This window comes from Calothrix sp. NIES-2098, from assembly GCF_963875125.1.
GTDB lineage: Bacteria > Cyanobacteriota > Cyanobacteriia > Cyanobacteriales > Nostocaceae > Aulosira.
In genome coordinates, this window is the sequence record NZ_CAWNKJ010000001.1 from 2,102,912 (window position 1) to 2,129,608 (window position 26,697).

A 26,697-nucleotide genomic window follows, 5' to 3' on the forward strand; every position below is an offset into this window, starting at 1 on the left:
AAGTAATTTTATTTGCCTAAGATTTCGTTGACGGTTATGTTGACATCAGCGAAGGATTTAATTGTTAAAGTTTGACCGCTAGCGAACTTTTGCATATGCTGATATCCTTCGGCGGTGGGTTGTTGATAAACTTCGATAATTTGCTCGTTAATATCTACTACCCAAACTTCAATTATATTTGCTTCTGCATATAAAGGAATTTTCTGTTCTCGGTCATACTCAATAGTAGAATCAGCTACTTCAATTAATAAAAAAATATCCTGAGGTCGGGGGTGTGCAGTGGCGTAAAAATCATCACGGGGTTTAAGTAATGCTACATCAGGTTGAGGTTGTGAGTTATTGTCCAGTTCCACAGGGTCTTGAATAGCAATGAGAACTCTATCCCTTAACTTACTAGACAAGAGTTTGTTTAAGCACTTTACACAAGCCGCGTGTTTTGTCCCAATAGGCGACATCTCAATAATCTCTCCCTGTATCAGTTCTACTCGGTCATCTTCTGTGAGAATCCCCGACTCAAGCATTTTATGATATTGCTCAACTGTGAATTTACGTCTTAATAACTGCACAGTCATGACTACCTCCACTGTTGGTTTAATGGTAATGCAAAATTCAACATCCATTGTCATTGCGAGTGTAGCGCAGCGAAACGAAGCAATCCCAACATCCTGCGATTGCTTCGTCGTTCCTCCTCTCTTCGAGACGCTACGCGAACGCAATGACACGTGAAGTTTAATTATGCTTGGCTACTTATCTTTAAATGATTCCTGACAATTATGAATTCACCACCCACTAATATCAATTCCAGAGGACATCCCACAGAGTTTGAGCAAATCATTACCGAAAAAAGCCATAATTTTATCGGTCGTGAATTTGTATTTACCGCTATTCATGAATTTATTCACCGTTATCGCCAGGGTTACTTCACCATCGCAGGCGCACCCGGTAGTGGTAAAAGTGCTATTCTCGCCAAATATGCCATAGATAATCCTGATGTTGTCTATTACAACGTTGAACTTGAGGATAAAAATCGCGCTGAGGAATTTATTAGCAATATTTGCACCCAACTTATAGAGATTTTTGCTATTGATAGCTTACCTGTAGAGACGTTCAATATCACATCTCTACATCAGTTAATTCAGCAAATCAGCGATAAGTTAAAACCTCAGCAACAACTTATCATTACTATTGATGGATTAGACCGCATTGACCGCAATAGTCAATCACCTGGGACAAATTTATTTTATCTTCCCCGCTATCTCCCAGATAAAGTTTATTTCCTCCTCTCCCGCCGACCTTTTTTGAGGGAGAAATCTGGTTTATTAATTGAAACACCATCCCATATTCTTAATTTAGCAGACTACCCAGAATCAACTCAGCAAGATATCCAAACATATATTCAACAATATTTAAATCACGAAGATATAAAAGCTTGGCTAAATCATCACCAAATCAACGAGCAAGAATTTTGCACTAGCCTTGCTGCTAAATCAGAAAATAATTTTATGTATGTCAGCCAAATTTTATCTGCTATCTCTGAGGGGTTCTATCCAGAATCTTTGCAATACAATCAAATCCCGCCAGGATTAGAAGCATATTATCAACAGCATTGGCAAAAAATGAAGGCTGCAAATCAAGATGAGGAATTTAGCCAAGCTGTATTGAATGTTTTAGTCAAACAACAGCAGCCCATCTCTGTAGAAGCGATCGCCGAAATTATCAAAGCAGATGAATTTGATGTTGAGGAAGTGTTAGAAAATTGGTTGGAGTTTTTAACCCAGCAACAAATATCAGGTGCGGAATATTACTGTTTTTATCATGCAAATTTCTGTAAATGGTTAGCAAATCAAATTGAAATTCTATAATTTTCCACATCACTTTTAGCAGCATGATAAGCTTTTAAATCGTTTTCGTCTTCTTCATCCTCGATTTTTTGCAGTAGTGCGTAAATTTCATCTAAAGTACTGTCATAAGCTTGATTTAACAAGACATTAATTTCTTTGATTAACTGTTCGCGTTCTTGTTCGGTCTTCATTTTGTTACCTCTTCTAAACTGAACACCTGAATTTAATTTTAAATTAGTGCTCAATCATCTTTGCGCCTATCTAGCGAGAACCCGCTTTGCGTCTTTGCGCCTTTGCGTGAGAATAAAAGTAAATTTGCTACTTTAAAGAAAATACTAATGACAACTCTCAACTTAAATACTCTGACTACTGCTTTCGCAGACATCGAAACCATCACCGATCCCGCCCAAGTCGCCAAATTATCCCAGGACTATCACACCTTTAGCCCGGTTCTCGTCCCCAAATTAGCCGGAAAAGTCGGTGATATCGTCGTCCGTCCCGCCAATGAAGCCGAAGTGATTAAAGTGGCTGCAACCTGCGCCAAACACCGCATCCCTGTAACAGTGCGGGGTGCAGGTACAGGGAATTACGGCCAATGCGTACCTCTACATGGCGGCGTAATTCTCGATATGACCAAAATGCACGAAATTCTCTGGGTAAAACCAGCAGTAGCGCGGATAGAAGCTGGAGTGAAATTGGCAGCTTTGGATAAAAAAGCGCGAGAAATTGGTTGGGAAATGCGCATGGCCCCCTCTACCTACCGCACAGCCACGATTGGCGGCTTTATTGCTGGCGGAAGTGGAGGTATTGGTTCAATTCAGTATGGCTTATTAGGCGATCGCGGTAATCTTTTAGGTCTGCGAGTGGTAACTTTAGAAGAGGAACCCCGCATCATCGAGTTACGCGGTGATGATGTACAGAAGGTAAACCATGCATGGGGTATTAATGGCATCATCACCCAATTAGAACTGCCTTTAGCACCAGCCTATCCTTGGGCGGAAGTGATTGTCACCTTTGACGACTTCATGACAGCAGCCAAGTTTGGCTATGCCCTTGGGATTGCTGATGGCATGATGAAGAAGTTGATTAGCGTGTTTGCATCGCCAATTCCCCAATATTTTCACGCTTTACATGAATATCTGCCAGAAGGTAAGCACCCAGCATTTTTAATGGTTGTGGAACCGAGTTTAGAATTCTTACCAGGATTAGTTCAACAATATGGCGGACAAATTACCTATCAAAAACCCGCACAAGATACAGCAAAAGGCACTCAATTAGCAGAATTTACCTGGAACCACACCACCTTACACGCCCGGACTGTAGATAATTCAATTACCTATTTGCAAAGTATTTTTCCGACCGATTCGAGTTTGCAATTAGTGGAACATATGTATCATCACTTTGGTGATGAAATCATGATGCATTTAGAATTTTTTCGGGTAAGAGGTGCAGTTATTCCTGGTGCTTTACAACTCGTGCGTTACACCACAGAAGAACGCCTCAACGAGATTATCCGCTATCACGAAGCCCAAGGAGTAGCGATCGCCAATCCGCATACATACATTATTGAAGATGGCGGTAGGAAAGTAATTGACCCAGAGCAGTTAAAATTTAAAGAAATGGTTGACCCCTATGGGTTAATGAATCCTGGTAAAAGCAAAGTCCTAGAATTCAAAGTCCAACATTAACAGTAATCAGGGAAATCTTTACTGCCCGTAAAGATTTCCCTTACCAGCAAAAGTTGTATTGCACTCAAGTGTAAACCGCTATAAACTTTGTAGTCTGATTACTCAACCGTAGAGATAATCAAAAGTTCCAAATCACCAATTGCCCATGATTGAAATTGACGGTTCCTACGGAGAAGGAGGTGGACAAGTTCTTCGTACCTCCTTGAGTTTAGCCGCTATTACTGGCGAAGCTATCACCATTGCAGGTATTCGTGCCAAACGTAAAAGACCGGGACTAGCAGCACAACACCTCACAGCCGTTCGCGCTGCGGCCAAAATCTGTCATGCGCAGATGCGGGGTGATGCTTTAGGTTCAATGAAGTTGGAATTTATTCCTGGTAGTGCTGTACAGCCAGGACAATATACTTTTGATGTCACAGAAGCACAGCAAGGCGGTTCGGCGGGGGCGATGACTTTGGTTTTGCAGACTGTGCTTTTACCTCTAGCTTTGGCTGCTGCTGATTCCCAAGTGATTTTAAAAGGCGGCACTCACGTTCCTTTTAGTCCGACAATGACATACATTGAGCAAGTTTATCTACCGATGCTGCGTCGTATGGGAGTCAAAGCCTCAGCAAAGCTACGTGCTTGGGGATGGTATCCCCAAGGTGGGGGGGAGATGCAGATCAAAGTCGGTGGTAATGGCACAATCAATGGCATCACTTTACTAGAACGTGGTAACTTACACCAAGTGCGGGGATTAGCGGTGGTAACAGAATTAGCTTCCCACATTGCTCAACGCATGGCGAATCGTGCCGAGAATTTATTGCGTCAAGCTGGCTTAAAAACTGCTATTGAGGCGCTGCGAGAAAAAGGTGTTGCACCAGGGGCGGGTGTGTTTTTAACTGCTGAGTATAAAAATAGTCTCACGGGATTTGGTGGATTTGGACGTTTGCGCTTACCAGCAGAGAAAGTTGCAGATATTGCTTGTCGCCAACTCTTACAATTTCATCAAACAGGTGCGCCAGTAGACGAACATTTGGCAGATCAATTATTGTTACCCGCAACTTTAGCATCTCAGGCCAGTCAGTATCGCGCATCTGAGATTAGCAGTCATTTAACAACAAATGCGGCGATTATTGAACGGTTTGGACTCGCGCGGGTGACAGTGGATGAAGCAGAGAAAATAGTTGCGATCGCACCTGCTGTCAGATAATTTAAAAACTAAACCAGTTTGACTTCTCAAAGGGAATATATTTTTGATTTAGCCAGGACTTTACAGATCCTGATGAGTGCATTTGTCCATAATTAGAGAGTACTTTCAAGCTAGCAAAAATCATATAATTAACATCCTCAGAATCTATCCATAATTATTGAATTGACAGAATGATAAGTTCACGAATCATCTTCTGTACAATAGATATACCGCAGCTATTTAAAAGGGCAATCAGGAGCGAACAAGTTTTAACTAACCTATAAATTGATGAATTTGGTTATGTTTATTACCTACGCAGGATGAATATTTAAGTTGAACTTGTTCTGATTCTAAAAATAGAGAACTTTATTAACAAGAGAAAGCTTATGTCTCAAGTTCTTATCGGTACAGAAAAAGGGCTTTTTCAGCTAGCCAGCAATAACCAGGTGATTCGCGATGAATCAGCACCGCCGACAATCAAATTTTTGGCGACTAGTCACGGTCAAGTTTATGCGTTGACTTTAGATGATGTACTTTGGTCGAAAAAAGAAAATGAAGCTTGGGAAATAGTTAACTCAAAACCAGTAACAGAAGAAGTATGGTCTTTTGCAGCTGATTCTCACGTTCTGGAGCGAGTTTATATAGGCGTGTCTCCAGCACTGCTATATCAAAGTAATGATGGTGGTAAAAATTGGAAACCTTGCGACTCTATCCGCCAGATTCCAGGTTATGAAACATGGACTTTTCCGCCACCTCCACATATTCCTCACGTTCGTTCTATAGCTTCAGCACCCAAAGCTGAAAATGGTATTTATATTGGAGTTGAAGAAGGCGGAATTTTTCGGAGTGACGACCAGGGTCAAACTTGGGAAAGCCTCAATGAAGGACTTTATTGGGATGTGCATACAGTCGTCCCAGCTAACGATGGCTTGCGGTTGTATGCAACGACTGGAAATGGTTTTTATCGCAGTGATGATGGCGGTCATCACTGGCGACATATCAAAGACGGACTAGAACGCAGTTACACAGTACCTTGTATTGCATCTTTGCAACAACCAAACCTATTATTTACTGCTGCGGCTGCTGGCCCACCACCAACTTGGGGACGGGGAACAAATGCGGCACTTTATCGTAGCTTAGATGGTGGCGAACACTGGCAAAAACTAGAACAGGGACTTCCATCAAAGTTCGATGCGATGATTCGAGCTTTAATTGTAGATCCAGAAGATAGAATTTTTGCGGCTGCTGGCGATGAGCTTTATATGAGTCAGGATTTAGGTGAAAGCTGGCAATTGTTAGGCAAAGATTTGTCTAATATTCGCGCATTAGCAGTGGTGTAAGCTGATTTTAATTAATTAAAATCAAGGCTTTCGCTTAATATTAATGGAGACTAAACGTGGTTACTAATTAGTTCATTACCCGCAAGTCTCCATTTAATTAGGACTTACGCAATTGGCACAAATAGCAGGCAGGGCAAAGCCCTGATACCAATTCACGAAAAATTTGATTCAAATAAAGCATCAAGAATAAAGTCCCAACCTGTAATAGAAGCAATGGTTGATGTGTTTAATTTCTCCAAACGCTTCCAGATAAATTGTCTTAATTCATCCAACGCTCCAAAACTTTCCCACGCCAAATATCTTTTAACTTCCTCCCACAATCGCTCAATTGGATTAACTTGCGGTGTATGTGGGGGTTGAAATAACAAAATTATATTTTCTGGTATCTGAAGATGTTGACTAAAATGAAAAGCACCATTGTCTAACTGAATAATATGTATATCTTGGGCATAATTAGCCGAGAATTTTTCTAGAAAAATCTGAAAACAAGCTGCATTTAAATGAGAGAATTCCCAAATAAAATTCTCACCAGTTAATGGTTCTACCAATCCATATAAATAAAAATTTTCTCGCTTCCATTGCATGATGCCAATAGGCTTAGTACCTTTTGTAGTAATTAATCTTCCTGCTTCTGTTTTCAGTCCTACGCGGCTTTCATCCTCACACCAATACCTAATTTTTCTTTGTCTATCTATTGGTGATATGACATATTTCTGAATTACGTCTAGGTATTGTGGGAGTTTTTTTTAAACTCTTCTTCCGCTTCTGGTTGGTGTTTAATGCCTACTGCACGCGGCACCTTTAGCTTCGCTTTCATTTGATAACGCACTGTATCATGTACTACTTTGTATGAAGCTTCTACACCCTCTACCGCTTTTAACCATGTTCGGATTTCTTCATAACTTTTAAATCCCTGGGGGTCTTCCAGTTCCTTTGAAAGCTGCTCTCGAACATCTGTGTTAATAATTGGTGGTCGTCCTGAACCTTTTTTTCTTGATACGAGACTAGTGATTCCTGACTCTGCATAAACTTTTAACCACCTTTGTACCGTCGCGCTTCCTCTGCCCAATACCACTGCTAAATCTTGTATTGTCTTTACCTGCTTTATCTTCAGTAAATACAACGCTTGAATCCGTTCTTTACCTAATGCTGTTTTTTGTTTTCTTAGCAGCTCATGTAATTCCTCGGCTGACTCCTTTATTTTTACTTTGGTGACTCCTGCCATAAACTTCTGCTCATATTTCTTCCTTAATTATCTTTATCATTTTTTTAGTGAAATGGTATGACACGCGACAATATAAATCAAACCAAGCACATAAAAATACTTGGGCGCTTCAGTTGCTGAATTAAATAATTAGAAAGCAAGTTATGCTTGATTTGATAGATAGTTTTGCCAGTTCTATAGGCTAAATTCTTTAACCTAACCCAAACCAACATTGCACAAGCAATATGATTTCTTTGGAGTCTAGCTTTCCGACACTGGCAAGATTCAATGCCAGTTAGTTGTTTAATTTCCCTGTGAAACTCCTCTATTTTCCAACGAATTTTACACACCTGTTGTACAACATCCGTGGAACTTTGAGATAAATCGTTAGTGGCGACATAATCCGTTCTGTTGGTAGAAACAGTAACCCGGAATAGTTTCACTTTTTTATTAGCTGGGAATCCTTTAATTTTTATGATTTTACCACAGTCTAATTCTTCTTGGTTCCATTCTAATAATTCAATCCGTTTATATTTTTCTTGACCAAATGTATCATCAACTAAACGATTATTTTTTAAAGGGCAATAATAAATTTTGTCTAAGCTATCAATATATAGCATTAAACTGTGTACCGCATACCATGTATCCATCAAAACAGTATCAAATGGTAAAAGCTTATGATACACAAGGTTTTGGAGCATATCTTTCACATGGTCTATCTTGGTTTTCCCATCGACATCAGGATTAAAAATTCGATAATCTATGACCCAAAATCTTTGAAGTGTAGGGTTGACATACACGCAGCTAACTACACCAATGCCTTTCAGGACACCATGCTCATTACCACTATATTGTCTTCTGACTATTTCTATTTCTTCAGAATACTTTTTATCTAAAACGCTATCATCAAATATGATGTAACCATTTTCATCAGACTCAACGACCTCTTTCACGTTATCCCATAGTAAACGAGGTGTTAATTTTTCGGTTTTCAAATAATAGTTAATTGCGTCATGACTAATACTCTCTAAATGCTCTGCCAAATTGGTAATTGTATAATTAATTTGACTACTTAATAAATATTGGCAGTAATTAAGCTTAGTAAATCTCATTACCCTTAGCGAAATTTATCTAATATAACCTCTACCTATTTTCTCACGAATATTTCGATAGTACTTCCAAGACAGCGACTTCTATTACGAAGGCAAAGCTTTCAAAATCAGATTTAATTAATACCTATGTACTATGAACTAACGATCGCATTGTGCCAGTTGCGTAAGTCCTGTTAATTTATCTGTATTTAATTTTCAGCACCAAAATCATCCCAGCAAACACAAAGGTGACAATGTTGGCGGCAATAATAGGAATATCGCGAACATAAGCGCCATACACCAACCATAAAATAATCCCTATACACAGAACAATCAGCATACTCCAAGACAAATCTTCGGCTGATTTTGACTTCCAAGTTTTGATGAGTTGGGGTAAATAAGCAATGGTTGTAAGTACTCCTGCTGTTAACCCTAAAATGGTGATGAGATTAGATTCCTCCATTTGAGTTTGCTACCTCTATGCAGTGAAATGGCCAAGTACAAGCTTTTGAACGTTGACCATACACTACCATATTTAACCGAGTAGACTTATCAGCCTTAATTGGTATTACTACAGTTTGTTTGTGGGCGCGATCGCTCCGGTTTTCCCTGCTACTCTGTTTCTAGGGGAATCAGACTGGCGCTTTTGGCTGCACTATCCCAAACTATCCAGCTACAAGAATTGTCTACGTCATCTGGATTAGTTGTGACTTTAAAATACAGCTTTTTGCCGTTCTTTGGTTCAATGGCGAAATCGGCATTTTGAGCATAAACTACTTTAAAGCCTCTATCTCTTAGGCAATACATCGCCCAATTTTTCAATGATTGCTTGTATGGTTCGTGAGGAATTGACGGTTTTGTAATCGCGTCTTCGATGACTTTAAATATCTGCATTGATATCATGTTTCTGGAAATGGTCGTAGTTAAAAACTGTGTAATCAAGACTCAAGCCATGATTACTAAACGGGATCGCAACGAATCTCAATCATAAAACCATCAGGATCGTAGAAGTAGACACCTCTACCAGTAGGACGGCTGACTGGGCCATGAGCGATCGCTATTTGATTGTCTCTGATTACTGCCACTGCGCGATCGAAGAATTGCGGATCGATGTCAAAAGCTAGGTGATATGCTCTGGTGAAAGTCTTCTCTGGGTCGGGATCTGGTGGTGATAATTCTGGTTCGCCAAATAAATCTAAAATTGTGCCATCAGGGGTAATGAAGTTAGCTACCTTCCCTGCGGCGACAAGTTCAACTAAGGTTGCGGGGACTTCATCGCCTGTAAGTTCGTGCAAACCGAGAATTGTGCCATAAAAGTGTCGAGATGCTTGCATATCTTTAACGTTGAGCGCAATGTGATGTACTTTGCGTAGAACACCTGGAGTTAAGACGCTGTTCGCACAAGAACTAGATAGCATGGCAGAATCTATTTTCCCTACAAAGATAGAAGTTTAACTCTTTGTTTAGAGTTTATTATTCATCATAAAAACTTACCATGCCTTTTGATTATTCTTTAGACTTTACAAGTATCAATTTTCGTCAACATCCTGAACTTTATCGTGTTGGTAAGGGAGAACAGGGTGTACTTTTGGTAGAACCATACAAATCAGAAATTCTTCCTTATTGGCGATTTAAAAATCCTGAGATTGCTAAAGAGTCAAGTGAAAAAATCTATGAACTTTTTCTGGCGTATTTAGAGAAGGATGATTTTGTTGGTGCGGATATGGCACGGAAGTTTTTACAAATGGGTTATACCAGATCCCGGCGTTATGCTAATCATAAAAGCGGTAGGAAGTATAAAAAGGCTGAATTAGAATCTGATAATAAGAAAGAAATTCTGCCCTATGAAGTAGATCCAATTAAAGCGGAATCGGCAGCAATATTTAAAGTTAAGTGGATAGAAGCAAAGACAAATGAAAAATATGTGCGGCTGTTAGCTAAACACAAACAGATGTATGGGTGATATTTTCGCTTAAATATGATGGCTAGCTATTCGTAGTTTACACGCTAAATTTAGATGGGTAAGGGAACGAACCACGAAGGACACAAAGGAAGAGGTAAACTAACTAGAAAATTTCTTTTCTTATTTCTCTTCCTTCGCGTACTTCGCGTACTTCGTGGTTATTTTTCAACCCCTTAAATAAATATACAGCTTGATAAATTAGTAGTTTACGATTTCATCTCCCCATATTTCGGACTCCACCAACCTTTTTGTGTATGAAAGTAAGCTACATCTTTATGTTTCTTATCTTGACGAGATTGGGGATCGGAACATCGCAGCATGGTTTTACGCTGTCCATCTTTGGTGTAGCTGTATTCCTCTAAAAACTTTTTGCACACTGGACAGGGATAGGAACTAATTTTTGCTGGAGACTTTTCTTCTTTGGTTTCTTTATTTCGCGGTGCTTCCCAAGCTTTCTGTAATTCATTCCAAAACAAGACAATATTGTCACAGCCGCTATTACATTTGAGGAAATACTTCTTTTTGACTTTACTGCTAGGAATTTTAGCAAGACAGTTATTACATTGAGGGCAACGAGTTCTAGAAGTTTCAAATTTGCGTTCAGCGACAGCAGCAGTTTTAACTCCATTAGTTGAACTCACAACTACAGTTTTGGCTTTCGCTAATGCTGGTGCAAAGTAATTTTGATTCCAACTTGTGAGGTATTGCTGCCAAGGCTGTTTTCCGGATGCGATCGCATCTAACGCATCTTCCATTTTGGCGGTAAATTCTGCCTCTAGTAAATCCGGTAAGGCTTTTTGTAAAAAAACGTCAACTTCTAGCCCTAAAGTTGTCGGCTGGATACTTTCTTTTGTTAATTGGATATAATCGCGTTTTTTTAAGGTGGCAATGGTGGGAGAATAAGTGCTGGGACGACCAATGCCTTTACGCTCCATCAGTTGCACTAATTTGGGTTCGCTGTAACGCGGTGGCGGTTGGGTTTGCTTTTTCTCGTGTCCTGCATCTGCTAAAGTTAGCATTTGTCCCTGTTGCAAAGCAGGTAAGATAGTATCCTTTCCAAGATTTGGCCAATAGCGCGCATATCCTAAAAACTCAATTACTTGCCCTCTAGCTTGCCAGAAGATTTCTCCAGATTTAATAATGACTTTGGTTTTCCGCAGTTGAGCAGGGCGACATTGAGAAGCGATCGCTCTTTTCCAAATTAAAACATACAAGTTGAACTCGTCGGCGGGCAATTGCACTCGTAACTCCGCCGAAGGGCGAAATACATCTGTCGGACGAATCGCTTCATGGGCTTCTTGCGCAGTTTTGTTGCTGCGATGTCTCGCTGTGCGTTGCGGTACATTCTGCGGATCGTTTTGTTCTAACCACTGGCGCGCACTTTCACAAAACTCAGGACTTAGCATCACTGAATCTGTACGCATATATGTAATTAACCCGGCTTCATACAGCTTTTGGGCTACTTGCATAGTTTTCTCTGGCGCAAACCGCAACCGCGAACCAGCCGCTTGTTGCAGGGTAGAGGTGATAAATGGTGGCGGTGGTTGGCGGTTGGTTACTTTCCCCTCATATTGCACAATTTGGTGGGGATGGCGTTTCGCTTCTTCAACTAGGCGGTTGGCTTCGGCTTCGGAAAGTACGCGCGTAGATTCTGGCGCTGTTTGATTATTGATCTTAGTATCATCGTGTACCTCTGTTTCCTGCTGGGCTGCGTCTTGGGGAGCATTTCCCATCCCGTGATAAAAAGCCCGGAATCCTTCAACGTAGTCTACCCAGACACTCCAGTAATCTTGGGGAACAAAGTTTTGTATTTCGCGTTCTCGCTGACAAATTAGGTGTAATGTGGCACTCTGAACTCTGCCTACACTCTTAGCACCATTATTTAAAGCCCATACTAACGGGCTGCCTTTATAGCCTACTAGTTTATCTAGACAATCTCGACACAAACCTGCACCGACTAAATTTAAGTCAAGTTTTCGCGGATGAGCGATCGCATTTCTGACAGCCGATGCGGTAATTTCTGTATAGACTACTCGCTTGGCTTCTCTTAAACCTAACACTTCCTTAAGATGCCAAGCGATCGTTTCCCCTTCTCGATCTGGATCTGTTGCTAAAACAACTTCGCTTACCTGTTTGGCGACAGTCTTTAATTGCTGGATCGTTTCTTTGGAACGTTGGTCGCGGGGAACATAGTTGCATTTCACGTTACCGTTATCCATACTAAATCCCAGCGAATCTTCCCCTTGGTCGCTGAGTTCGCGAATGTGACCGCAACTGGCGCGTACAATCCACTCAGCACCGAGAATTTCGCTGAGTTTTTTAACTTTACCGGGAGATTCGACAACTAAAAGGCGTTTAGGCATAGCACCCGCTTGTTAGATGCTGTATAACTGATACAACTTTTTATCATATATTTAGTATAAATGTACTATAAATCTCCTATTATTAATCAGCAACCAATGTCCACGTTAGAACAGCAGGAAACTATTACCGGAGTAGTCGAACGCTTAACTTTCTACTCCGAGGAGTCGGGGTATACAGTGGCACGGCTGACACGCTCTGGTGTTAAAGATTTAACTACAATTGTTGGTAGCTTTGCAAATATCCAACCTGGGCAAACGCTGCAACTAACTGGGTTCTGGCGCGACCATCCGCAGTACGGGCCGCAATTTCAAGTCATAAATTACAAGGAAACCAAACCAGCTAGTTTGACAGGGATTGAAAAGTATTTAGGTAGCGGATTAATCAAAGGTGTAGGGCCAGTCACAGCCAAGCGAATAGTTGCACACTTTGGACTAGAGACTCTAGAAATTATTGAAAACCAAATTGAGCGCTTAGTGGAAGTTCAAGGTATAGCAAAGAAGCGGATTCACACGATTAAAACCGCTTGGGAAACCCAAAAAGCCATCAAAGAGGTGATGGTATTTCTGCAAGGACATGGTGTTTCTACTACCTACGCAGTAAAAATTTATAAACAGTACGGTGATGAGGCGATCGCCACAGTAACTAATAATCCCTATCAATTAGCTACCGACATCTACGGTATAGGCTTTCTCACTGCTGATAAAATTGCCCGACATTTAGGTGTAGCACCAGATTCCGAATATAGATACCGTGCGGGACTTATCCATGCTTTGAGTGAAGCAGCGGAAGATGGACACTGTTATTTACCCCAAGCGGAATTAGTAGAAAAAGTAATTCCCTTATTAACTACCGATACTCATCAGCCCCCAGAAGCAGCGCTGACACAAATTATCAAAGACATGGCGCTTAAGGAAGAATTAATCAGAGAAAGTAGCGCCAATAAAATAGTTAATTGTTATAAGCCTGCATTCTTCCACACCGAACAAAACCTAGCGCAACTGATACACCAACGCCTAAATCAACCCGTCGCTACCGACTATCCCCGTGTGCGTGCTTGGCTGGAACGCTTTACCGCTACCCAGAAAATCGAACTTTCGACCCAGCAACAGCAAGCGGTAGAAATGGCGGCTTATTCCCCTGTGATGATTTTGACAGGCGGCCCCGGAGTCGGCAAAACATTCACCACCCACACCATTGTCTCACTGTGGAAAGCGATGGGTAAATCCATTGCGTTAGCAGCACCCACAGGACGCGCCGCCCAACGTTTGAGTGAAATGACTGGTTTGGAAGCCAAAACCATCCATCGCTTGTTGGAATTTGACCCCAAAACAATGGGCTTTAAGCGCGACAGCGAGAATCCTTTGCCTGAAACGGCGATTATCGTTGATGAAGCGAGTATGCTGGACTTATTTCTCGCTAACTCGCTGCTGAAAGCTATAGGAAAGAATGCCCAACTGCTGTTAGTAGGAGATATCGATCAGTTACCATCTGTAGGGCCGGGAAGCATACTCGCTGACCTCATTAATTCAAGTCGAGTACCTGTAGTCAGGTTAACTCAAGTATTCCGCCAAGCCCAACAAAGCGCCATCGTCACCGCCGCCCATCAAATCAATCGCGGACATTATCCCACAATTGAACCGATATGCGATCGCCCCGTTTCCGATTGTCTTTGGCATGGTGGTGGGTATCAACCAGAACACGGCGTTCAAGCAATTTGCGAACTGATTACAGACTTAATTCCCAATTTAGGCTTTAATCCCGCCACCGATGTGCAAGTACTGTGCCCAATGTCACGGGGAGTAGTCGGTACTCGCAACCTCAACCAAGTTTTGCAAGAATTAATTAATCCTCCCAGTGCTGAGAAAGTAGAAATCTCCAGAGGTGGGATGAAACTGCGAGTAGGCGACAGAGTAATTCAGCAGACGAACGATTATCAGCGAGAAGTATTCAATGGAGACTTGGGAATAATTACCGCCATTGATACTGTAGAGCAAGAAGTCAATGTACAGTATTGCGAGCGAATTGTCACTTACGATTATGCTGATTTAAATGAGATATCCCTAGCATTTGCTACCTCAATTCATAAAAGCCAAGGTTCTGAATATCCGGTAGTAATTCTGCCAATATATATGCAACACTACATGATGCTGAGTCGTAACCTCATTTATACTGGCTTAACTCGCGCTAAACAGTTAGCGATTATCATTGGTGCTAAAAAAGCAATCTCCTTAGCTGTAAATTCTACCGATAGACAACAGCGCTACACCCAATTACAGCAAAGATTAGTTCAGGCTGGATTGCATTCAACAATTGCTCTCTAACATCTAACATTAGCTGCAATTGAGTACTCAAAAATAGCAATTGGGTACTCTAAAATGGCAATCGAGTACTCCAAAATGGCAATTGTAGTCTCCAAAATAGCAACTGAGTACTCCAGAATGGCAATTGTAGTCTCCAAAATAGCAATTGTAGTATCTGAAATAGCAATTGTAGTCTCCGAAATAGCAATTGTAGTATAGGAAATGGTAATTGAGTACTCGAAAGCTGAAGCGCTACCGTCTAACTTCAAAAAGAGACAAACAGAGAGAGCGCGTTGGTGAATGAAGAGATAAAAATTAAAAATTTGATTTCTCAGACTCTTACTCTCTGCGCCTCTGCGCCTCTGCGTGAGACAAAAATCATCCCACCGATCGGCAAAGCAATGTTATATTGCCCATAAATATCAATGACATCTGAATGTAACTCAATTTTTTTCCCAGAAATAGCAGAGTTCCTGAATTACTTCTTTAATGTTGAACTATTCCCTGAAACTGAAAGAGGAGGCATATACTTCGCATCATCACATCCTGTAACACGTCTAGGATTAGCACTTGAACCAGACACACAGTTACAAAATTGGATAAAAACCCACAATTTAGATGCGCTATTCTTACATCGCCCTTGGAAATTAACAGCAGATGAAATTCCACCCGAACTCGGAGTAATTTCTTATCATCTACCATTTGATGAATGCTTGACGTTGGGTTTCAATCTCCGCCTAGCTCAAATTTTGCGAATGTCACAACTAGAAGTATTAGGAGAAAAAGAAACTAGAGCAATTGGTGCGATTGGAGACATTCCAACTCAAAGCTTTACGCATCTTTGCAATTGTATTACTCAAATTTTCGGCGGACAAGAACAAATACATCCAGCAGTTAATTCTGAAGTGAAACGCATTGCTGTTGTTGGTGCAATGACAGATGCGTTAGTTAGAGAAGCAGCAGACCGTGGTGCTGATGTTTATATTACAGGACAATTGCGACAACCAGCCAAAGCAGCAATGGAAGAGACTAAAATAGGAGCGATCGCAGTTGGTCATCGTCGCAGTGAAGTGTGGGGTTTGCGTTCCTTAGCTGGGATTTTACAAGAACGCTGGGCTAATTTAGAAGTATTTGTCAAACCTTAACTTAGGCAAAAGGCAACATATAAATAATATTGCCTCTTGCCTATCAAAAGAATAGCAATTAAACACCAGCAGGTTGTTCGTTGAGCAATTCAGCGATCGCTTCATCCACAGTTTTGTTGAGATACACAGCGCGTTCATCTACTGCTCTCACCCAACTGATGGGAAACCAATGATGTTTGCGATCGTGAGCATTATTTTTCGTCAATTTAATGAACTTTCCTCCCTCTACAGCATCAACATTTCCAATGTGGGTGTCAGATGCTCCTGCTAAACCGCCAACACCTTCTGCATAGACAGGCAAATGTTCTTTAATTTCTGATACGTTCATTTTGTCCCTCTTAATTCAATTCTCAAAATTATCGTCAACAACGCTTGCTATTTATCTGTATTAGTTGAGTTTGATTCTTCACCTGGACGTTGAGTTGCAGGCGGATAATTTACAGCTTCGTCAACTCTGAGAGTTTCTGCATTAGTTAAATTTTCCGGTAGCAGATCTTCAGGATTTCCTAATGTTGTATCCACAGCGTCATCAATTACCCCGTTAGCATTAACATTGGGTTTGTTAGAAGCGCCTTTATGACTAGCATGACCACCAGGCATGATTTTATCCCCTAATTTCCATGACCAAACATACCTAGCCTAGACTTTTTGGTTTTGCAAAATACACTATCAGAAGGCTTAGAGCAGAATGATAGAAATCACGTCTTGAGTTATAAGTTTGTAGTCAATACTAAGGCGATCAACATCCTCTTAAAGAGTGAAAAAAACCATACTGATGAGTACGTTAATTTTTCTCGCTATTAGTAGGGTGGGCATTGCTCACCGAAACCCGGATATGGTAGGCAATACCCATCCTACAAGTATTTCAGAAATCAAATATGAGTTCTATAGCAGTGTTACAACAAAAATTACGAATTAATAATTAACTTTTAGGAATAGACCCTTCAATTCCCTCAACATACCAATTCATTTCCAATTGTGCTTTATTATCTAACACTTTACCTTTGGGTACTCGCACAACTCCCTTTTGGTCTTTTACCGGGCCATCAAAAGGATGTGCTGTACCTTGAATAAACTGTTCTCTTTTAGCATTAACTAATTGCTGAACATCGCTAGGAATCACTGGATTCATTGGGGAAATATCTACCATTCCTTGAGCAATACCATACCAAACCGCTTGTGATTTCCATGTGTTGTTCATCACAGCCAAAGCTGTATCTATATAAAATTTTCCCCATCTATTAATTGCTGATGTCAAGTGTGCTTGGGCACCAAATTTACTCATATCGGCGTTGTAGCCAACAGCATAAATACCTTTCTCTGCTGCCACTTGAATAGCCGCCGCCGAGTTAGTATGTTGAGTTAGCACATCTGCACCCAAATTAATCAAAGCTTGGGCTGCTTCTTTTTCCTTGGCAGAATCGTACCAACTTTGTATCCACATCACCCTAACTTTTGCTTGAGGATTTATTGTTCGCAGTCCTTGAGTAAATGCGCCAATTCCGCGAATTACTTCTGGGATGGGATGGGAAGCAATAAAACCAATAACATTGGATTTGGTCATCTTGCCCGCAATCATACCCGTTAAATAGTGCGGTTCTTCAAAGCGTCCCGAATAAGTACCGACATTGGCAGCGCGTTGGTATCCCGTACAATTTTCAAATAAAACATTCGGAAATTCCTTGGCAACTTTCATTGTGGGGTTCATGTAATCCAAGGAAGTGGTAAAAATTAATTTATTCCCGTCTAATGCTAGTTGCCGAATTACTTTCTCCGCATCAACATCTGCATTCACATTTTCTACAAAGGTAGTTTTTACCTTATCTTGGAGATTCGCTTCCATTTCTCTGCGACCTAAATCATGGGAGTAAGTCCAGCCAAAATCCCCGACAGGCCCCCCATACACAAATCCGACTTTTAGCGGTTCGTTAATCGCCACAGGGGAGGCTGTTGGCACTACTTCGCTTTGAGATTTGGAATTTTTACCTTGAATACAGCTATTCAAGGCAAAGCCAGATCCTGCTAAAGTCGCATACTTGAGAAAATTCCGACGATCCATTGTTAAGCAATTTTAAATTCAACAATAGTCAAGAGTCATTTGATTACAAATAACGGTAGACGTAGCCTAGTACCGCTGTGCGGAATTTAATGATTTACTGATGATAGCAATTACCTATAGGAATCTGATTTGATTTATGAAAAAATCGACCTATCTGTAGGTTGGGCAATGCTAGCCCTGTCAAGGTGAAGAAAAAAAACTTGACAAATAATATCTTTCAACCTAATTCTGACCTTTGCGTCCTACCCTCTGGGAAGGGCTACTCTTAGAGAACGCCTTCGGCGAATGCGTCTTCGTGATTGAATCATTTTTTACCACGTTCGCCCTTGACGTTCCCGCAGGGTAGGCACAAATAACATGAAGAAAAAGGGCTTTTTTAGATCTCACCTTAGCAGGGCTAGCAATGTCAACCCTACACTTACACTTAATCTGATTAATTTATCCTCAACTGTTGGAAATATGAGAATGAATCCGCGAATATATTACTCGTATATATAATTACAAAGCAACTTAATATAAAACAGCACTTTAGTTAGAAGTTTGATAAATAATTAATTATTAATCTATTGGTTGTGCAGTTAACTGAAATTTCTAAGTTTGGGAATTTTCTTTCTAAGAATTACCCAAACTATTTTTGCTGAATTACATATCATAGATGAAGAAATTTCAGTTAAACTGCTATATTTCAATTTCATTAACGAACTGGTTTTAGAGGTGACTCTATGCAAAAAGCAAATGACCAACAAGGCTATTTCCAGAAATACCTTTCTCTCGCACCTGTGCTTGCAGTTTTGGCAATATCAATAGCCTTTTCTATCTGGGCTGTGTTTAACTTTGTTTTTTCAGATCTACTCTTCCATCCTATGCCATAAGGCTTTCTAAATTTAAGGTAATCTATTGTGCGATCGCTCCTGAATTGGCTTTTTCTTAAAGCTATAAAAGAGCGATCGCTACTGTATAATTTCTACTATTTAACTTCTTGCATAGATTTCACAATTTTTGTGACTAATTTTCTTGGCGTGAATCTCACAATTTCCGCAAGTAATTTATTTTTTAACCCAGGAATTGCCACAGTTTTACCTTCCATTAAAGCGCGATAGCCAATTCTCGCTACTGTTTGCGCATCCATCATATTATTACTTTCTATCTGTTTAGCACCTGCAATCCCAGTTCTTTCATGAAAAGCTGATTCTGTTGGGCCTGGACAAAGGGCGGTTACAGTTACACCTGTACCTTCTAATTCACACGCCAGTGCTTGTGAAAATGATAATACATAGGCTTTAGTAGCAAAATAAACTGCCATTAAAGGGCCTGGTTGAAAAGCCGCAGCAGAGGAAAGATTTAATACTTTTCCTTCGCCTTGCTTCACCATATCTTTTAGGAATAACTTAGTTAAATGAGTGAGACATACTAAATTTACCTGTAGCATTTCTAGTTCGGTATTCAAGTTTGTTTCATTAAATAATCCATGAATACCAAACCCTGCATTATTTACTAGTACGTCAACTTTGATATCTTCTTGCTGTAACTCATTAAAAATCTCTTCAGGTGATGTTTGTACAGATAAATCTTTGACAACAGGTTTAACTAAAATTCCAAATTTTTTGCAAAATTGATCGGTAACTTCTGCCAATTTGTGCGCCATTCTATCTACTAATACCAAATTATAGTCATTCAGCGCAAAAATATATGCTAACTCGTAGCCAATTCCACTAGCTGCTCCAGTAATCAGAGCAGTTTTTTTCCGTTTACGTTGGTTTTTTGGGTTCATATGAGAAAATATGTGAGTTTTACCTAATGGAGCTTTTCTACATTTTTAGCTATTCAACCTTGGAACAAACTAAAAATGTTTTTAGTCGTTAGTCTTTTAAATACTTGTTTAGCAATTTGCTCAAATTTACACCTTGTAGCTATGAGGCTCTACTGAAATGCTAAAAAATTAGTTAAATTTTTATCTTTTTAGCCAAGAAATTCAGTAATTTAGCCAGTCTATTTTGACTATACTTTGATGAATATTGAACTGTTGTATATATGAGAACAAACAAGAAATATTTTAAAGTTATGGCTTGCCAACAAAAATTTTAGCTAATACCAAAGTAGTATTCTAAAAATCCGTAGGATGATTTTTTGCAGTCCTAAATTTTATTTCACATGAAATGCGCTAAAATATTTTATTTTTTGAGAAAGTGATATGTGTTGAAGTTCTTATATCTACATAGGCTTGTAAAGACTCATCTAAAAATGTTGTTTTACGATCGACAAGTATATAAACGGTTATTTATGTAGTGTAAGAATAAATAGGTCATTAAAAGTACAATAAAAACCCTCTTAAACAAATGGCAATTTTTGTAAATTTATTGCCTGCTTAAGAGGGGATCGATATTGTGAGAAATTCTATAATTGCATTGCTAATTTACAACCTGGCTACCATGACTGCGCGGATCGTCTTGACTAGCGGTTGGTGCGACTGGCGCAGAGAATTTAGAAACCTGTCCGCTAGCTTGGGCGTAAGGTAGGGAGGAACCAGTTACTAAAGCTTCTAAGTTGCTAGCCATGACGATGCGTGGTTGATCGCCGATCGCCTGTGCTATCGTTTCCCCGGTTTTACCCAAAAATACAAAATGGGGAATTCCATCGACCCGATATTTCAACATTTCTGGCAACCATTTGGTGTTATCCACATTCAACATGACAAAATTGAGCTTGTCAGCATATTGCTGTTCTAACTCAGTCATATCTGGAGCCATTTTTTGACATACAGTACACCAATCAGCGTAAAATTCGACTAGTGAAGGCTTACCGTTAGCGATCGCAACTTCTAGAGGGATGGAAGTCTCACCCAATTTGCTGAGAGAAGCGGTAGTTGTCTCAGTTCGCAATCCTAAAACTAGGGCGACAGTAAGCGCGATCGCTACTATCGCAACTAAGAAATTTCGCACGCGCAGCCCTACAGTAGATTCAGGTTTGGCGGGAGTATTAATAGGAGAATCCGGAGTCATAACAGAATTATTAAAACTTATTAAGCAGTATCATCTTCAGGGTAACTGAAACTTGGAGTCATTTTATAACCCTTCCTAAGAGAAGGGTTAAAGCATCAGGTTATCTTACACAATTCATCAAACAGCAAGTTAACAACTTTACTCATCAGTTTTCCCTGGATGTGCTTGCCAGCTAGTAATTTTTCACCTTGTTCTGTGACATTTGACTTAAGTGAGTCACGGTAATCAACTAATCTAGCAGTCAGTTCGTTTTTGGGGAGTCTCCCGGTTTCTAAACCAGTTAAGACATACTGCCATAGAGCAATCCGACACAGCGACGAACCGCTAGCTTTTTCAACCAAACCATCTCCGGACTGTTCTAAAACAGTACCCATACCCAGCCGCATTTTGAAAGTGTCGCGGCTGCGGTTGCGTTTAATCCGTTTGGTTTCACCAGCAAGTCGCCTGACAATGGTTTCACCGTTTTTGCGATCGCGTTCAGTTTTTTTGACCTCACGCACTTCATATTCAATCACCGGTTTACCGTTGACCCCTAAGAATGACTCAAATGGGTAAATCCGACTTAACAGACGCGATCGCACTCTCAGGCCAAAACCAAACTTATCAAACACGCTCATGTATTGGCGAAATGCTGGTGCTTGAAGCATTTCACTGATTCTGGCTTCTAAGCGCTGCTCGTAAAGTGAAATGTCACACATCCAATCAGCATGAAGTTCTAGTACTGGGTCAATCTCAATTCCATAAAAGCGGGCGATGGATTTTTTATAGAGATTGTCGAGTCGAGTTTTCCCGGCGCTTGAAATTTCAGTTTTGCGATTAGCCAACCATCCCCACAAGGGCGGTAATAGTCCAGGCTTACTGGAAACGCTCTTAGTGTGAGCGACTTCGGGAAACTGCCAGGACAAAAGCTGACGGCCATAATTGCTGATTGGCGACTGCACCCGGTTGAGATGTTCAAGCTGCTGGCACAGGTCGCGGAGTTCATCAATCGGTTCTGGGCGGTGCATGAGAAAATATCTCATGTTGATTTCGCCTGTTTCGAGTCGGTGGTCTGGGTCGTGACCGTAGGCGGCCATTGCTAAAGCATCAGCCGCATCCGATTTGTTGGGCAGGTTTTTACCTCCCCGGTAACGCCGCAGTTCAACGTGGCCCACCCACAAAATCTTAATTTCTAACTTTTTGAGAATAGATGCCCACAACCGGGAATAGTGGTTTCCAGTTGGTTCTAGGATTGCGTAATCCGGCTGAATTTCTGTTAGATAATCTGCAAAATCAAAAGCTGATTTTTGCTTCTTTCTAGCATCGGGATTGGAATAGAAAGCTGGATATAAACTTGATGTTTTATTCCTAGTTTTATGCCAATAACCCTGCAATCCGCCCTTGGGGTATTGTGTTAAAATATGACAAGTTACGCTTGATTTACTAACATCAATTCCCAAAATTGTTAATTCATTTGTCATGGTTCTGTGTTGCATCAAGGTGAAGGTGTAGGACTGGCATCCTTAATTAACCCGAACTAAACAGCGCACGAATCACCCTAACGCCCCACATCAAAGGGGCGCGATTCAGGAGTAAACGCAATTCGGGAAATTGATAAGAGAAAGGCTGCGCATGAAGATGAAAACGCCGCAATTCAGCAGCGCAGTTCACTCTCAACGCCGCACTTTCTCTTAACAACTGGCAGACTGCTTTGGACACAATCCGCGACGGTGGGAATTTCCCACCGTTTCGGCTACTGTGTCAGGTAGCCTATAGCCAATAGGCTCATCAGGCGGTTTAAAAAGGTATGTTGTAAATTTGCTCGTCTAAAGTTCCGCTTCCTTTATGAAAGCCAAATTCGGGTAAATCTTTGGTCACATTTAGATAACCATCGATAAATTCATAAGGTAAGTTTTCGGCTTCTGCAAAGCCTTGAGAATGCCAATAATCAATGATTCTTTGCTTTTTTTCGTGTGATTCAACCCATGTAACAGCAGAAAAACTGACATAAATTCCTTGACCTCTAATAACTTTAAGAATTCCACCTCTCATTGGTTATCCAGATTGCGTAAATAGCTATCTAATTCACCATAAGTAACTTGGTCAATACTGGCTACGATGATTTCTCCTGTTTGAGCTACACGCTGCAATGAAGCTGTTATTCCTCGACTGCGTAATGCTCGTTGAACTTCGGTTGATGCTAATGCTATTTCTGCATCTGCATAATCTTGTGGGAGATAAGGAAATACAATTTCCTCAACCTCATTAGATGCAGTTCTTATGACTTGCAACATATGTTTTTTGGCTTGGTCAACTGCGGCTTGGGGAATATAAAACTCAACCGTGACATTCTTTTGTAAAAGCATTCGCTGAATGTCATATGCACGTAAAGCTTGCTGAAATACTGCTAAATTCGCTTCATCAGCAACCGGAATTCTGGCTACTTCACCAGGGTTAGCTAATCGAATAGCATCCTTGATTATGTCTTTACCTCGACTAATAGCTGCTTGGTTCATAATTCTGTTTTCGAGTGGCAATGACAACGGTTTTGGGCTTCCTCCCAAGCTTGGAGTATGGCTGTGGCATCTTCACCTTGAAAGGGTTGATTGTCGCCGTTATGCCAGGTGATTACGACTAAATCTTGTTTGAAAGCATCACCAGCTGGTGAATGTTGCAGTTGGCGAACTTGGGCCAAATTGAGCCAACCACTGCCGGGGGTTTTACAAGTGAACACGCTTTTGACTGATATTATGGTGTGCATGGTTCAGGCTTATCCAATGGCTAAGTTGGGTTGAGCTTTTGCGATCGCTCCTCCTCCAAAAGCGCGATCGCAAAAAAAATTGACTAAAATCCTTCAGGGATACCGCTATCTGTGGCAGTATCCCCAGCCTCAAAAGGGATGTCGTCTATGCTGGGTTCCCCTGTTGTGGTTGAGTTATCTTGTGATGGTTGAAGTTTTTCTAGTTCAGCCTTGGTTTGTTCGAGTTTTGCAATCTCTCGCTTGAGGTTGTACACCTGGTCGTCTAGTTGGTTTCTTTTCGCTTCCAAGTCCAAAATCTGTTTTTGGAACTCCTTACCAATTTGGGAACGGATGTTACGCTCGACCAATTCCATTAGGTGCAAAATTGCCTCGTCTTCATCGTCTCCTTGGGCAACTTCACCAAACAACTCTAGGTGCTTATTTTCGTAATTTCCTAGGTTTAAAACTCGTTTGTAACTGATGCTTTTAAGCTGCATAATTTACCCTGTACACGTTTCAAGTCTTTGAATCAACGCGATCGCACTTTCAACGCGATCGCAAAATTTTGAGTTATCCTTGAACCTCAACCGGCTTATCAAAAACCACCTGATAGCTAACACCAGGATTTAGCCCCCGTAAAATGTTCATGTAAGATTCAGCGTCAGTTCGACTGCGAAAACGATTAACGCAGATATTCTGAACTGTGGATTCACAGCGAAAAACAGCCCACGGTGTGAGGTCAGCGCGGTAAGTCATAATTTAATTTCCCATTTTGTAAAGAAGGCCAGCGTCAAGCTACACCAAGCTGACGCTGGTGTTTTTTCCGACATCTACATAGTGCTTAACTGACAGAAATCAGCATAATATTCACCTCCAAGGTGGAGGAAAGCGCCAGCAGCGAGCGCTGGCGAATCATGGTGTAATTTTGAACGGAAATCACAACTGAGAGATTAGATTAGCGTCTAAATACCTCCATTCCGAGACAGCATGACTGTGCAGCGCTGCAAGTGAAGCGTGAGCGCCAATGACTAATAACTAATGACTATTGACTTTTGACTTAGGGTGTTTCCGCGCCGGGGCACATTTGGCAATGGCGCGGGTGAGTTGCTCCTGAGTATGCCCTCACAGGCACGATGGCAAATTTGAGGGGGGAGCTAAAATTTAGTTTTTATACGTGAAAAACGTATAGTTTCATTTTTCACGTATGATATATTCTTGTCAAGAGGGTACAGGAATAAATCACGTACAGAAAAATAAATCACGTATAATTAACATGAACAGTAAAGTAAGAACCGATGGGAAGAGCCAGAAAGGTAGACCAGTCAGAGGAACTGGTGAATGCAACAGTCCGCATTCCAACCGAGGAATGGGAAAAAATAAACAAGAAGGCGAAGCAGATGGGTATGACCAGGACAGATTTATTCAGGGCTATAGCCCAGGAGAAAATCTATTTAGTAGAATCGAATCCCTTATCGAAGGAGCAGATTTTGATCCTGGAAAAGTCCTAGAAGCCGTTCGCCTAATTAGGGAAGCGCACCTGTCGTATGTACGGGCACATAAGCAACGGCTTGAGACTAGGTTGGATGAAGCTAAAGAGAACGAAGCTGATTTTATAAAATCCTGCGACCTGCTAGAGCAGAAAATCCAGGGTTTCATGGACAAAACGCAAACAGTATCCGAGACCGAAGATTAAACCGTCCTGCCATTGGTGAGGACGGCTTTTTAATGGGTGTGTCGCCCTCACTTCATTTGCGATCGCCGCTAATTATCAACAGTTAATAACCTGATTCTTAATAACTAAAAAATTGAAATGCCTCCTAGAGCTACCAACTACTAAGAGGCAATAAGTTGAAATTCTCTACTCTAATTATGACATTAAAAGCATCAAAAACTCTGTCACTCAGGACAGAAAAAGAACTGGCATTTTTCCTCGAACAGAACACAATTCCATTGACTCAAGCCCTATGGGAATGGATAGCATTACAAGGAAAAATCGGTACACAAATAGAAATTGACCTGAGAGATTTTGAGCAATTTGTCACTAAACACCGAGGTACAAAATTTGCTCGGTGGTGGCTGTTAAAACGCTTCAAATGGCTCATCCAACATAGAGTAATCCAAGTAATTAAAGAATTCAGTAGTACAGCTTACAGAATACTTTTAAGACCATTCGATTGGTTAAAACCACGTAAAAAAAATCAGCAAAATCACTTGCAAAATCTCAACTCGACTTGCGATTTAAACACCTCAAACGAGCAATCAGCAAGGGACGGGGAGAACAACAACAACACTTATATTCCTAAGATATCTTCGAGCGAACGTGAGGAGTTAAACAAAATACTCCAAGTTGTCAAACTTTGCGAACAATATGGTTATCAACCATCTGCACCAATTTTTGACTTTTCCCTTGCGGAACTCAAAGCAAGTTTAGAGCAATGGTCAAGCCAACAGTATGAAGAATTAGAACGACGCTATGACATTCTAGTTCTCTGTGCTGAGTATGGAATTTATTACCATCCCAACAAAGCAGGCACTCAAGAACTGTTTAATTACCACATTGAAGAAATCGAACTAGCTTTAAAACACTTCATTCAAAGCGGTGGATTTGAAAAACGTTCCAACGGTAAACCAATTATTTCTAATCCCCAAGGTTGGTTAATTCGTTGTTTACAGCAATCCTGGTGGGAACAAGTGACATTTGGCATTGACCAATTTCTCTCTGTCATAAATGCCTTTTTACCCAAGAACATCCCTAGGGATTATTCCTAAAACCCAATTTTAAAAAAATAGCCGCAACTGCGGCCGCTACCTAT

32 protein-coding genes are annotated in these 26,697 nt (G+C 40.8%); 11 read left to right on the forward strand and 21 right to left on the reverse strand.

Going from position 1 to position 26,697, the window contains the following annotated elements:
* Positions 1–8 precede the first annotated feature (8 nt).
* Positions 9–572, reverse strand: a complete 564-nt coding sequence (locus AACU33_RS08700; protein WP_096595192.1) for a Uma2 family endonuclease — start codon at positions 570–572, stop codon at positions 9–11.
* Between AACU33_RS08700 and AACU33_RS08705 the strand changes: the two genes are divergently transcribed.
* Together AACU33_RS08705 and AACU33_RS08710 are read left to right on the forward strand one after the other, a co-directional pair.
* Complete coding sequence (locus tag AACU33_RS08705) at positions 571–726, forward strand: hypothetical protein (RefSeq protein ID WP_339375860.1); 156 nt, start codon at positions 571–573, stop codon at positions 724–726. The genes AACU33_RS08700 and AACU33_RS08705 overlap by 2 nt on opposite strands.
* 47 nt (positions 727–773) lie before the next feature.
* Positions 774–1,862 (forward strand): ATP-binding protein, encoded by a 1,089-nt coding sequence (locus tag AACU33_RS08710; RefSeq protein WP_096588138.1) that lies wholly within the window; start codon positions 774–776, stop codon positions 1,860–1,862.
* On the opposite strand, the gene AACU33_RS08715 is transcribed toward AACU33_RS08710, so the two are convergent.
* Complete coding sequence (locus AACU33_RS08715; protein WP_096588139.1) at positions 1,844–2,032, reverse strand: hypothetical protein; 189 nt, start codon at positions 2,030–2,032, stop codon at positions 1,844–1,846. The genes AACU33_RS08710 and AACU33_RS08715 overlap by 19 nt on opposite strands.
* 147 nt (positions 2,033–2,179) lie before the next feature.
* Here AACU33_RS08715 and AACU33_RS08720 point away from each other — a divergent pair, with 147 nt between their 5' ends.
* The 3 genes from AACU33_RS08720 (at position 2,180) to AACU33_RS08730 (ending at position 6,040) form a co-directional block, all read left to right on the forward strand.
* Positions 2,180–3,529, forward strand: a complete 1,350-nt coding sequence (locus tag AACU33_RS08720) for an FAD-binding oxidoreductase (protein WP_096588140.1) — start codon at positions 2,180–2,182, stop codon at positions 3,527–3,529.
* 145 nt (positions 3,530–3,674) lie between these two features.
* Entirely contained in the window at positions 3,675–4,721 is a 1,047-nt protein-coding gene (gene rtcA, locus AACU33_RS08725) for an RNA 3'-terminal phosphate cyclase (RefSeq protein ID WP_096588141.1), read from the forward strand.
* A 365-nt stretch (positions 4,722–5,086) separates the two neighbouring features.
* Positions 5,087–6,040, forward strand: coding sequence for a WD40/YVTN/BNR-like repeat-containing protein (locus tag AACU33_RS08730; RefSeq protein ID WP_096588142.1), 954 nt, complete (start codon positions 5,087–5,089; stop codon positions 6,038–6,040).
* Between the two features lie 152 nt (positions 6,041–6,192).
* On the opposite strand, the gene AACU33_RS08735 is transcribed toward AACU33_RS08730, so the two are convergent.
* From AACU33_RS08735 to AACU33_RS08760, 6 genes are all read right to left on the reverse strand, one after another.
* A complete protein-coding gene (locus AACU33_RS08735; RefSeq protein WP_096588143.1) occupies positions 6,193–6,759 on the reverse strand; it encodes an IS630 family transposase in 567 nt (188 codons plus the stop codon).
* Between the two features lie 5 nt (positions 6,760–6,764).
* Complete coding sequence (locus tag AACU33_RS08740; RefSeq protein WP_096588144.1) at positions 6,765–7,265, reverse strand: helix-turn-helix domain-containing protein; 501 nt, start codon at positions 7,263–7,265, stop codon at positions 6,765–6,767.
* 77 nt (positions 7,266–7,342) lie between these two features.
* A complete protein-coding gene (locus AACU33_RS08745) occupies positions 7,343–8,356 on the reverse strand; it encodes an IS701 family transposase (RefSeq protein WP_096586464.1) in 1,014 nt (337 codons plus the stop codon).
* Between the two features lie 178 nt (positions 8,357–8,534).
* A complete protein-coding gene (locus AACU33_RS08750; RefSeq protein ID WP_096588145.1) occupies positions 8,535–8,798 on the reverse strand; it encodes a SemiSWEET family sugar transporter in 264 nt (87 codons plus the stop codon).
* A 149-nt stretch (positions 8,799–8,947) separates the two neighbouring features.
* Positions 8,948–9,229 (reverse strand): hypothetical protein, encoded by a 282-nt coding sequence (locus AACU33_RS08755; protein ID WP_096588146.1) that lies wholly within the window; start codon positions 9,227–9,229, stop codon positions 8,948–8,950.
* A 65-nt stretch (positions 9,230–9,294) separates the two neighbouring features.
* Positions 9,295–9,753: a VOC family protein gene (locus AACU33_RS08760; protein WP_096588147.1), complete on the reverse strand. Its 459-nt coding sequence runs from the start codon at positions 9,751–9,753 to the stop codon at positions 9,295–9,297.
* Between the two features lie 77 nt (positions 9,754–9,830).
* On the opposite strand from AACU33_RS08760, the gene AACU33_RS08765 reads away from it, so the two are divergent.
* Positions 9,831–10,298: a DUF4385 domain-containing protein gene (locus AACU33_RS08765; RefSeq protein WP_096588148.1), complete on the forward strand. Its 468-nt coding sequence runs from the start codon at positions 9,831–9,833 to the stop codon at positions 10,296–10,298.
* Between the two features lie 206 nt (positions 10,299–10,504).
* Here the strand turns inward: AACU33_RS08765 and topA are convergent, their stop codons facing one another.
* Entirely contained in the window at positions 10,505–12,661 is a 2,157-nt protein-coding gene (topA, locus tag AACU33_RS08770) for a type I DNA topoisomerase (RefSeq protein ID WP_096588149.1), read from the reverse strand.
* A 96-nt stretch (positions 12,662–12,757) separates the two neighbouring features.
* Between topA and recD2 the strand changes: the two genes are divergently transcribed.
* Positions 12,758–14,983, forward strand: a complete 2,226-nt coding sequence (recD2, locus tag AACU33_RS08775) for an SF1B family DNA helicase RecD2 (protein ID WP_339375861.1) — start codon at positions 12,758–12,760, stop codon at positions 14,981–14,983.
* A 404-nt stretch (positions 14,984–15,387) separates the two neighbouring features.
* Entirely contained in the window at positions 15,388–16,107 is a 720-nt protein-coding gene (locus AACU33_RS08780) for a Nif3-like dinuclear metal center hexameric protein (protein WP_096588152.1), read from the forward strand.
* A 58-nt stretch (positions 16,108–16,165) separates the two neighbouring features.
* On the opposite strand, the gene AACU33_RS08785 is transcribed toward AACU33_RS08780, so the two are convergent.
* The 3 genes from AACU33_RS08785 to AACU33_RS08795 all read right to left on the reverse strand — a co-directional run bounded on the left by AACU33_RS08785 (position 16,166) and on the right by AACU33_RS08795 (position 18,166).
* Positions 16,166–16,435, reverse strand: a complete 270-nt coding sequence (locus AACU33_RS08785; protein ID WP_096588153.1) for a DUF2171 domain-containing protein — start codon at positions 16,433–16,435, stop codon at positions 16,166–16,168.
* Between the two features lie 47 nt (positions 16,436–16,482).
* On the reverse strand, positions 16,483–16,707 hold the full coding sequence (locus tag AACU33_RS08790) for a hypothetical protein (protein ID WP_096588154.1): 225 nt from the start codon (positions 16,705–16,707) through the stop codon (positions 16,483–16,485).
* Positions 16,708–17,029: 322 nt separating this feature from the next.
* On the reverse strand, positions 17,030–18,166 hold the full coding sequence (locus AACU33_RS08795) for a BMP family ABC transporter substrate-binding protein (RefSeq protein ID WP_096588155.1): 1,137 nt from the start codon (positions 18,164–18,166) through the stop codon (positions 17,030–17,032).
* 722 nt (positions 18,167–18,888) lie between these two features.
* Between AACU33_RS08795 and AACU33_RS08800 the strand changes: the two genes are divergently transcribed.
* A complete protein-coding gene (locus AACU33_RS08800; RefSeq protein WP_096588156.1) occupies positions 18,889–19,038 on the forward strand; it encodes a PsaJ protein in 150 nt (49 codons plus the stop codon).
* A 95-nt stretch (positions 19,039–19,133) separates the two neighbouring features.
* Here the strand turns inward: AACU33_RS08800 and AACU33_RS08805 are convergent, their stop codons facing one another.
* The 9 genes from AACU33_RS08805 to AACU33_RS08845 form a co-directional block, all read right to left on the reverse strand.
* Positions 19,134–19,937: an SDR family NAD(P)-dependent oxidoreductase gene (locus tag AACU33_RS08805; RefSeq protein WP_096588157.1), complete on the reverse strand. Its 804-nt coding sequence runs from the start codon at positions 19,935–19,937 to the stop codon at positions 19,134–19,136.
* A gap of 637 nt (positions 19,938–20,574) precedes the next feature.
* Positions 20,575–21,165: a thioredoxin family protein gene (locus AACU33_RS08810; RefSeq protein WP_096588158.1), complete on the reverse strand. Its 591-nt coding sequence runs from the start codon at positions 21,163–21,165 to the stop codon at positions 20,575–20,577.
* A 95-nt stretch (positions 21,166–21,260) separates the two neighbouring features.
* Positions 21,261–22,625: an IS110 family transposase gene (locus AACU33_RS08815; protein ID WP_096588159.1), complete on the reverse strand. Its 1,365-nt coding sequence runs from the start codon at positions 22,623–22,625 to the stop codon at positions 21,261–21,263.
* A gap of 46 nt (positions 22,626–22,671) precedes the next feature.
* Positions 22,672–22,863: a hypothetical protein gene (locus tag AACU33_RS08820; RefSeq protein ID WP_339375862.1), complete on the reverse strand. Its 192-nt coding sequence runs from the start codon at positions 22,861–22,863 to the stop codon at positions 22,672–22,674.
* A gap of 78 nt (positions 22,864–22,941) precedes the next feature.
* On the reverse strand, positions 22,942–23,196 hold the full coding sequence (locus AACU33_RS08825) for a hypothetical protein (protein ID WP_096588160.1): 255 nt from the start codon (positions 23,194–23,196) through the stop codon (positions 22,942–22,944).
* Positions 23,193–23,660: a hypothetical protein gene (locus AACU33_RS08830; protein ID WP_096588161.1), complete on the reverse strand. Its 468-nt coding sequence runs from the start codon at positions 23,658–23,660 to the stop codon at positions 23,193–23,195. The genes AACU33_RS08825 and AACU33_RS08830 overlap by 4 nt, the downstream gene beginning before the upstream one ends.
* On the reverse strand, positions 23,657–23,905 hold the full coding sequence (locus AACU33_RS08835) for a hypothetical protein (protein WP_096588162.1): 249 nt from the start codon (positions 23,903–23,905) through the stop codon (positions 23,657–23,659). Before AACU33_RS08835 ends, AACU33_RS08830 begins: the two co-directional genes overlap by 4 nt.
* A gap of 83 nt (positions 23,906–23,988) precedes the next feature.
* Entirely contained in the window at positions 23,989–24,381 is a 393-nt protein-coding gene (locus AACU33_RS08840; protein ID WP_096588163.1) for a hypothetical protein, read from the reverse strand.
* A gap of 73 nt (positions 24,382–24,454) precedes the next feature.
* Positions 24,455–24,640, reverse strand: coding sequence for a hypothetical protein (locus AACU33_RS08845; RefSeq protein WP_096588164.1), 186 nt, complete (start codon positions 24,638–24,640; stop codon positions 24,455–24,457).
* 517 nt (positions 24,641–25,157) lie between these two features.
* On the opposite strand from AACU33_RS08845, the gene AACU33_RS08850 reads away from it, so the two are divergent.
* Positions 25,158–25,577, forward strand: a complete 420-nt coding sequence (locus AACU33_RS08850; RefSeq protein ID WP_339375863.1) for a hypothetical protein — start codon at positions 25,158–25,160, stop codon at positions 25,575–25,577.
* 176 nt (positions 25,578–25,753) lie between these two features.
* Positions 25,754–26,653, forward strand: coding sequence for a hypothetical protein (locus tag AACU33_RS08855; protein ID WP_096588166.1), 900 nt, complete (start codon positions 25,754–25,756; stop codon positions 26,651–26,653).
* Positions 26,654–26,697 lie beyond the last annotated feature (44 nt).

What these genes read in the sequence shown, in the direction of transcription:
- AACU33_RS08765 (WP_096588148.1), top strand. Translation starts at nt 9,831, where the DNA reads ATGCCTTTTGATTATTCTTTAGACTTTACAAGTATCAATTTTCGTCAA.
- AACU33_RS08810 (WP_096588158.1), bottom strand. Translation starts at nt 21,165, where the DNA reads ATGACTCCGGATTCTCCTATTAATACTCCCGCCAAACCTGAATCTACT.
- AACU33_RS08795 (WP_096588155.1), bottom strand. Translation starts at nt 18,166, where the DNA reads ATGGATCGTCGGAATTTTCTCAAGTATGCGACTTTAGCAGGATCTGGC.
- AACU33_RS08845 (WP_096588164.1), bottom strand. Translation starts at nt 24,640, where the DNA reads ATGACTTACCGCGCTGACCTCACACCGTGGGCTGTTTTTCGCTGTGAA.
- AACU33_RS08750 (WP_096588145.1), bottom strand. Translation starts at nt 8,798, where the DNA reads ATGGAGGAATCTAATCTCATCACCATTTTAGGGTTAACAGCAGGAGTA.
- AACU33_RS08705 (WP_339375860.1), top strand. Translation starts at nt 571, where the DNA reads ATGACTACCTCCACTGTTGGTTTAATGGTAATGCAAAATTCAACATCC.
- AACU33_RS08780 (WP_096588152.1), top strand. Translation starts at nt 15,388, where the DNA reads ATGACATCTGAATGTAACTCAATTTTTTTCCCAGAAATAGCAGAGTTC.
- AACU33_RS08785 (WP_096588153.1), bottom strand. Translation starts at nt 16,435, where the DNA reads ATGAACGTATCAGAAATTAAAGAACATTTGCCTGTCTATGCAGAAGGT.
- AACU33_RS08760 (WP_096588147.1), bottom strand. Translation starts at nt 9,753, where the DNA reads ATGCTATCTAGTTCTTGTGCGAACAGCGTCTTAACTCCAGGTGTTCTA.
- AACU33_RS08830 (WP_096588161.1), bottom strand. Translation starts at nt 23,660, where the DNA reads ATGAACCAAGCAGCTATTAGTCGAGGTAAAGACATAATCAAGGATGCT.
- topA (WP_096588149.1), bottom strand. Translation starts at nt 12,661, where the DNA reads ATGCCTAAACGCCTTTTAGTTGTCGAATCTCCCGGTAAAGTTAAAAAA.
- AACU33_RS08700 (WP_096595192.1), bottom strand. Translation starts at nt 572, where the DNA reads ATGACTGTGCAGTTATTAAGACGTAAATTCACAGTTGAGCAATATCAT.
- AACU33_RS08840 (WP_096588163.1), bottom strand. Translation starts at nt 24,381, where the DNA reads ATGCAGCTTAAAAGCATCAGTTACAAACGAGTTTTAAACCTAGGAAAT.
- AACU33_RS08755 (WP_096588146.1), bottom strand. Translation starts at nt 9,229, where the DNA reads ATGCAGATATTTAAAGTCATCGAAGACGCGATTACAAAACCGTCAATT.
- AACU33_RS08825 (WP_096588160.1), bottom strand. Translation starts at nt 23,196, where the DNA reads ATGAGAGGTGGAATTCTTAAAGTTATTAGAGGTCAAGGAATTTATGTC.
- AACU33_RS08710 (WP_096588138.1), top strand. Translation starts at nt 774, where the DNA reads ATGAATTCACCACCCACTAATATCAATTCCAGAGGACATCCCACAGAG.
- rtcA (WP_096588141.1), top strand. Translation starts at nt 3,675, where the DNA reads ATGATTGAAATTGACGGTTCCTACGGAGAAGGAGGTGGACAAGTTCTT.
- AACU33_RS08730 (WP_096588142.1), top strand. Translation starts at nt 5,087, where the DNA reads ATGTCTCAAGTTCTTATCGGTACAGAAAAAGGGCTTTTTCAGCTAGCC.
- AACU33_RS08715 (WP_096588139.1), bottom strand. Translation starts at nt 2,032, where the DNA reads ATGAAGACCGAACAAGAACGCGAACAGTTAATCAAAGAAATTAATGTC.
- recD2 (WP_339375861.1), top strand. Translation starts at nt 12,758, where the DNA reads ATGTCCACGTTAGAACAGCAGGAAACTATTACCGGAGTAGTCGAACGC.
- AACU33_RS08850 (WP_339375863.1), top strand. Translation starts at nt 25,158, where the DNA reads ATGAACAGTAAAGTAAGAACCGATGGGAAGAGCCAGAAAGGTAGACCA.
- AACU33_RS08855 (WP_096588166.1), top strand. Translation starts at nt 25,754, where the DNA reads ATGACATTAAAAGCATCAAAAACTCTGTCACTCAGGACAGAAAAAGAA.
- AACU33_RS08800 (WP_096588156.1), top strand. Translation starts at nt 18,889, where the DNA reads ATGCAAAAAGCAAATGACCAACAAGGCTATTTCCAGAAATACCTTTCT.
- AACU33_RS08815 (WP_096588159.1), bottom strand. Translation starts at nt 22,625, where the DNA reads ATGACAAATGAATTAACAATTTTGGGAATTGATGTTAGTAAATCAAGC.
- AACU33_RS08835 (WP_096588162.1), bottom strand. Translation starts at nt 23,905, where the DNA reads ATGCACACCATAATATCAGTCAAAAGCGTGTTCACTTGTAAAACCCCC.
- AACU33_RS08790 (WP_096588154.1), bottom strand. Translation starts at nt 16,707, where the DNA reads ATGCCTGGTGGTCATGCTAGTCATAAAGGCGCTTCTAACAAACCCAAT.
- AACU33_RS08745 (WP_096586464.1), bottom strand. Translation starts at nt 8,356, where the DNA reads ATGAGATTTACTAAGCTTAATTACTGCCAATATTTATTAAGTAGTCAA.
- AACU33_RS08720 (WP_096588140.1), top strand. Translation starts at nt 2,180, where the DNA reads ATGACAACTCTCAACTTAAATACTCTGACTACTGCTTTCGCAGACATC.
- AACU33_RS08805 (WP_096588157.1), bottom strand. Translation starts at nt 19,937, where the DNA reads ATGAACCCAAAAAACCAACGTAAACGGAAAAAAACTGCTCTGATTACT.
- AACU33_RS08740 (WP_096588144.1), bottom strand. Translation starts at nt 7,265, where the DNA reads ATGGCAGGAGTCACCAAAGTAAAAATAAAGGAGTCAGCCGAGGAATTA.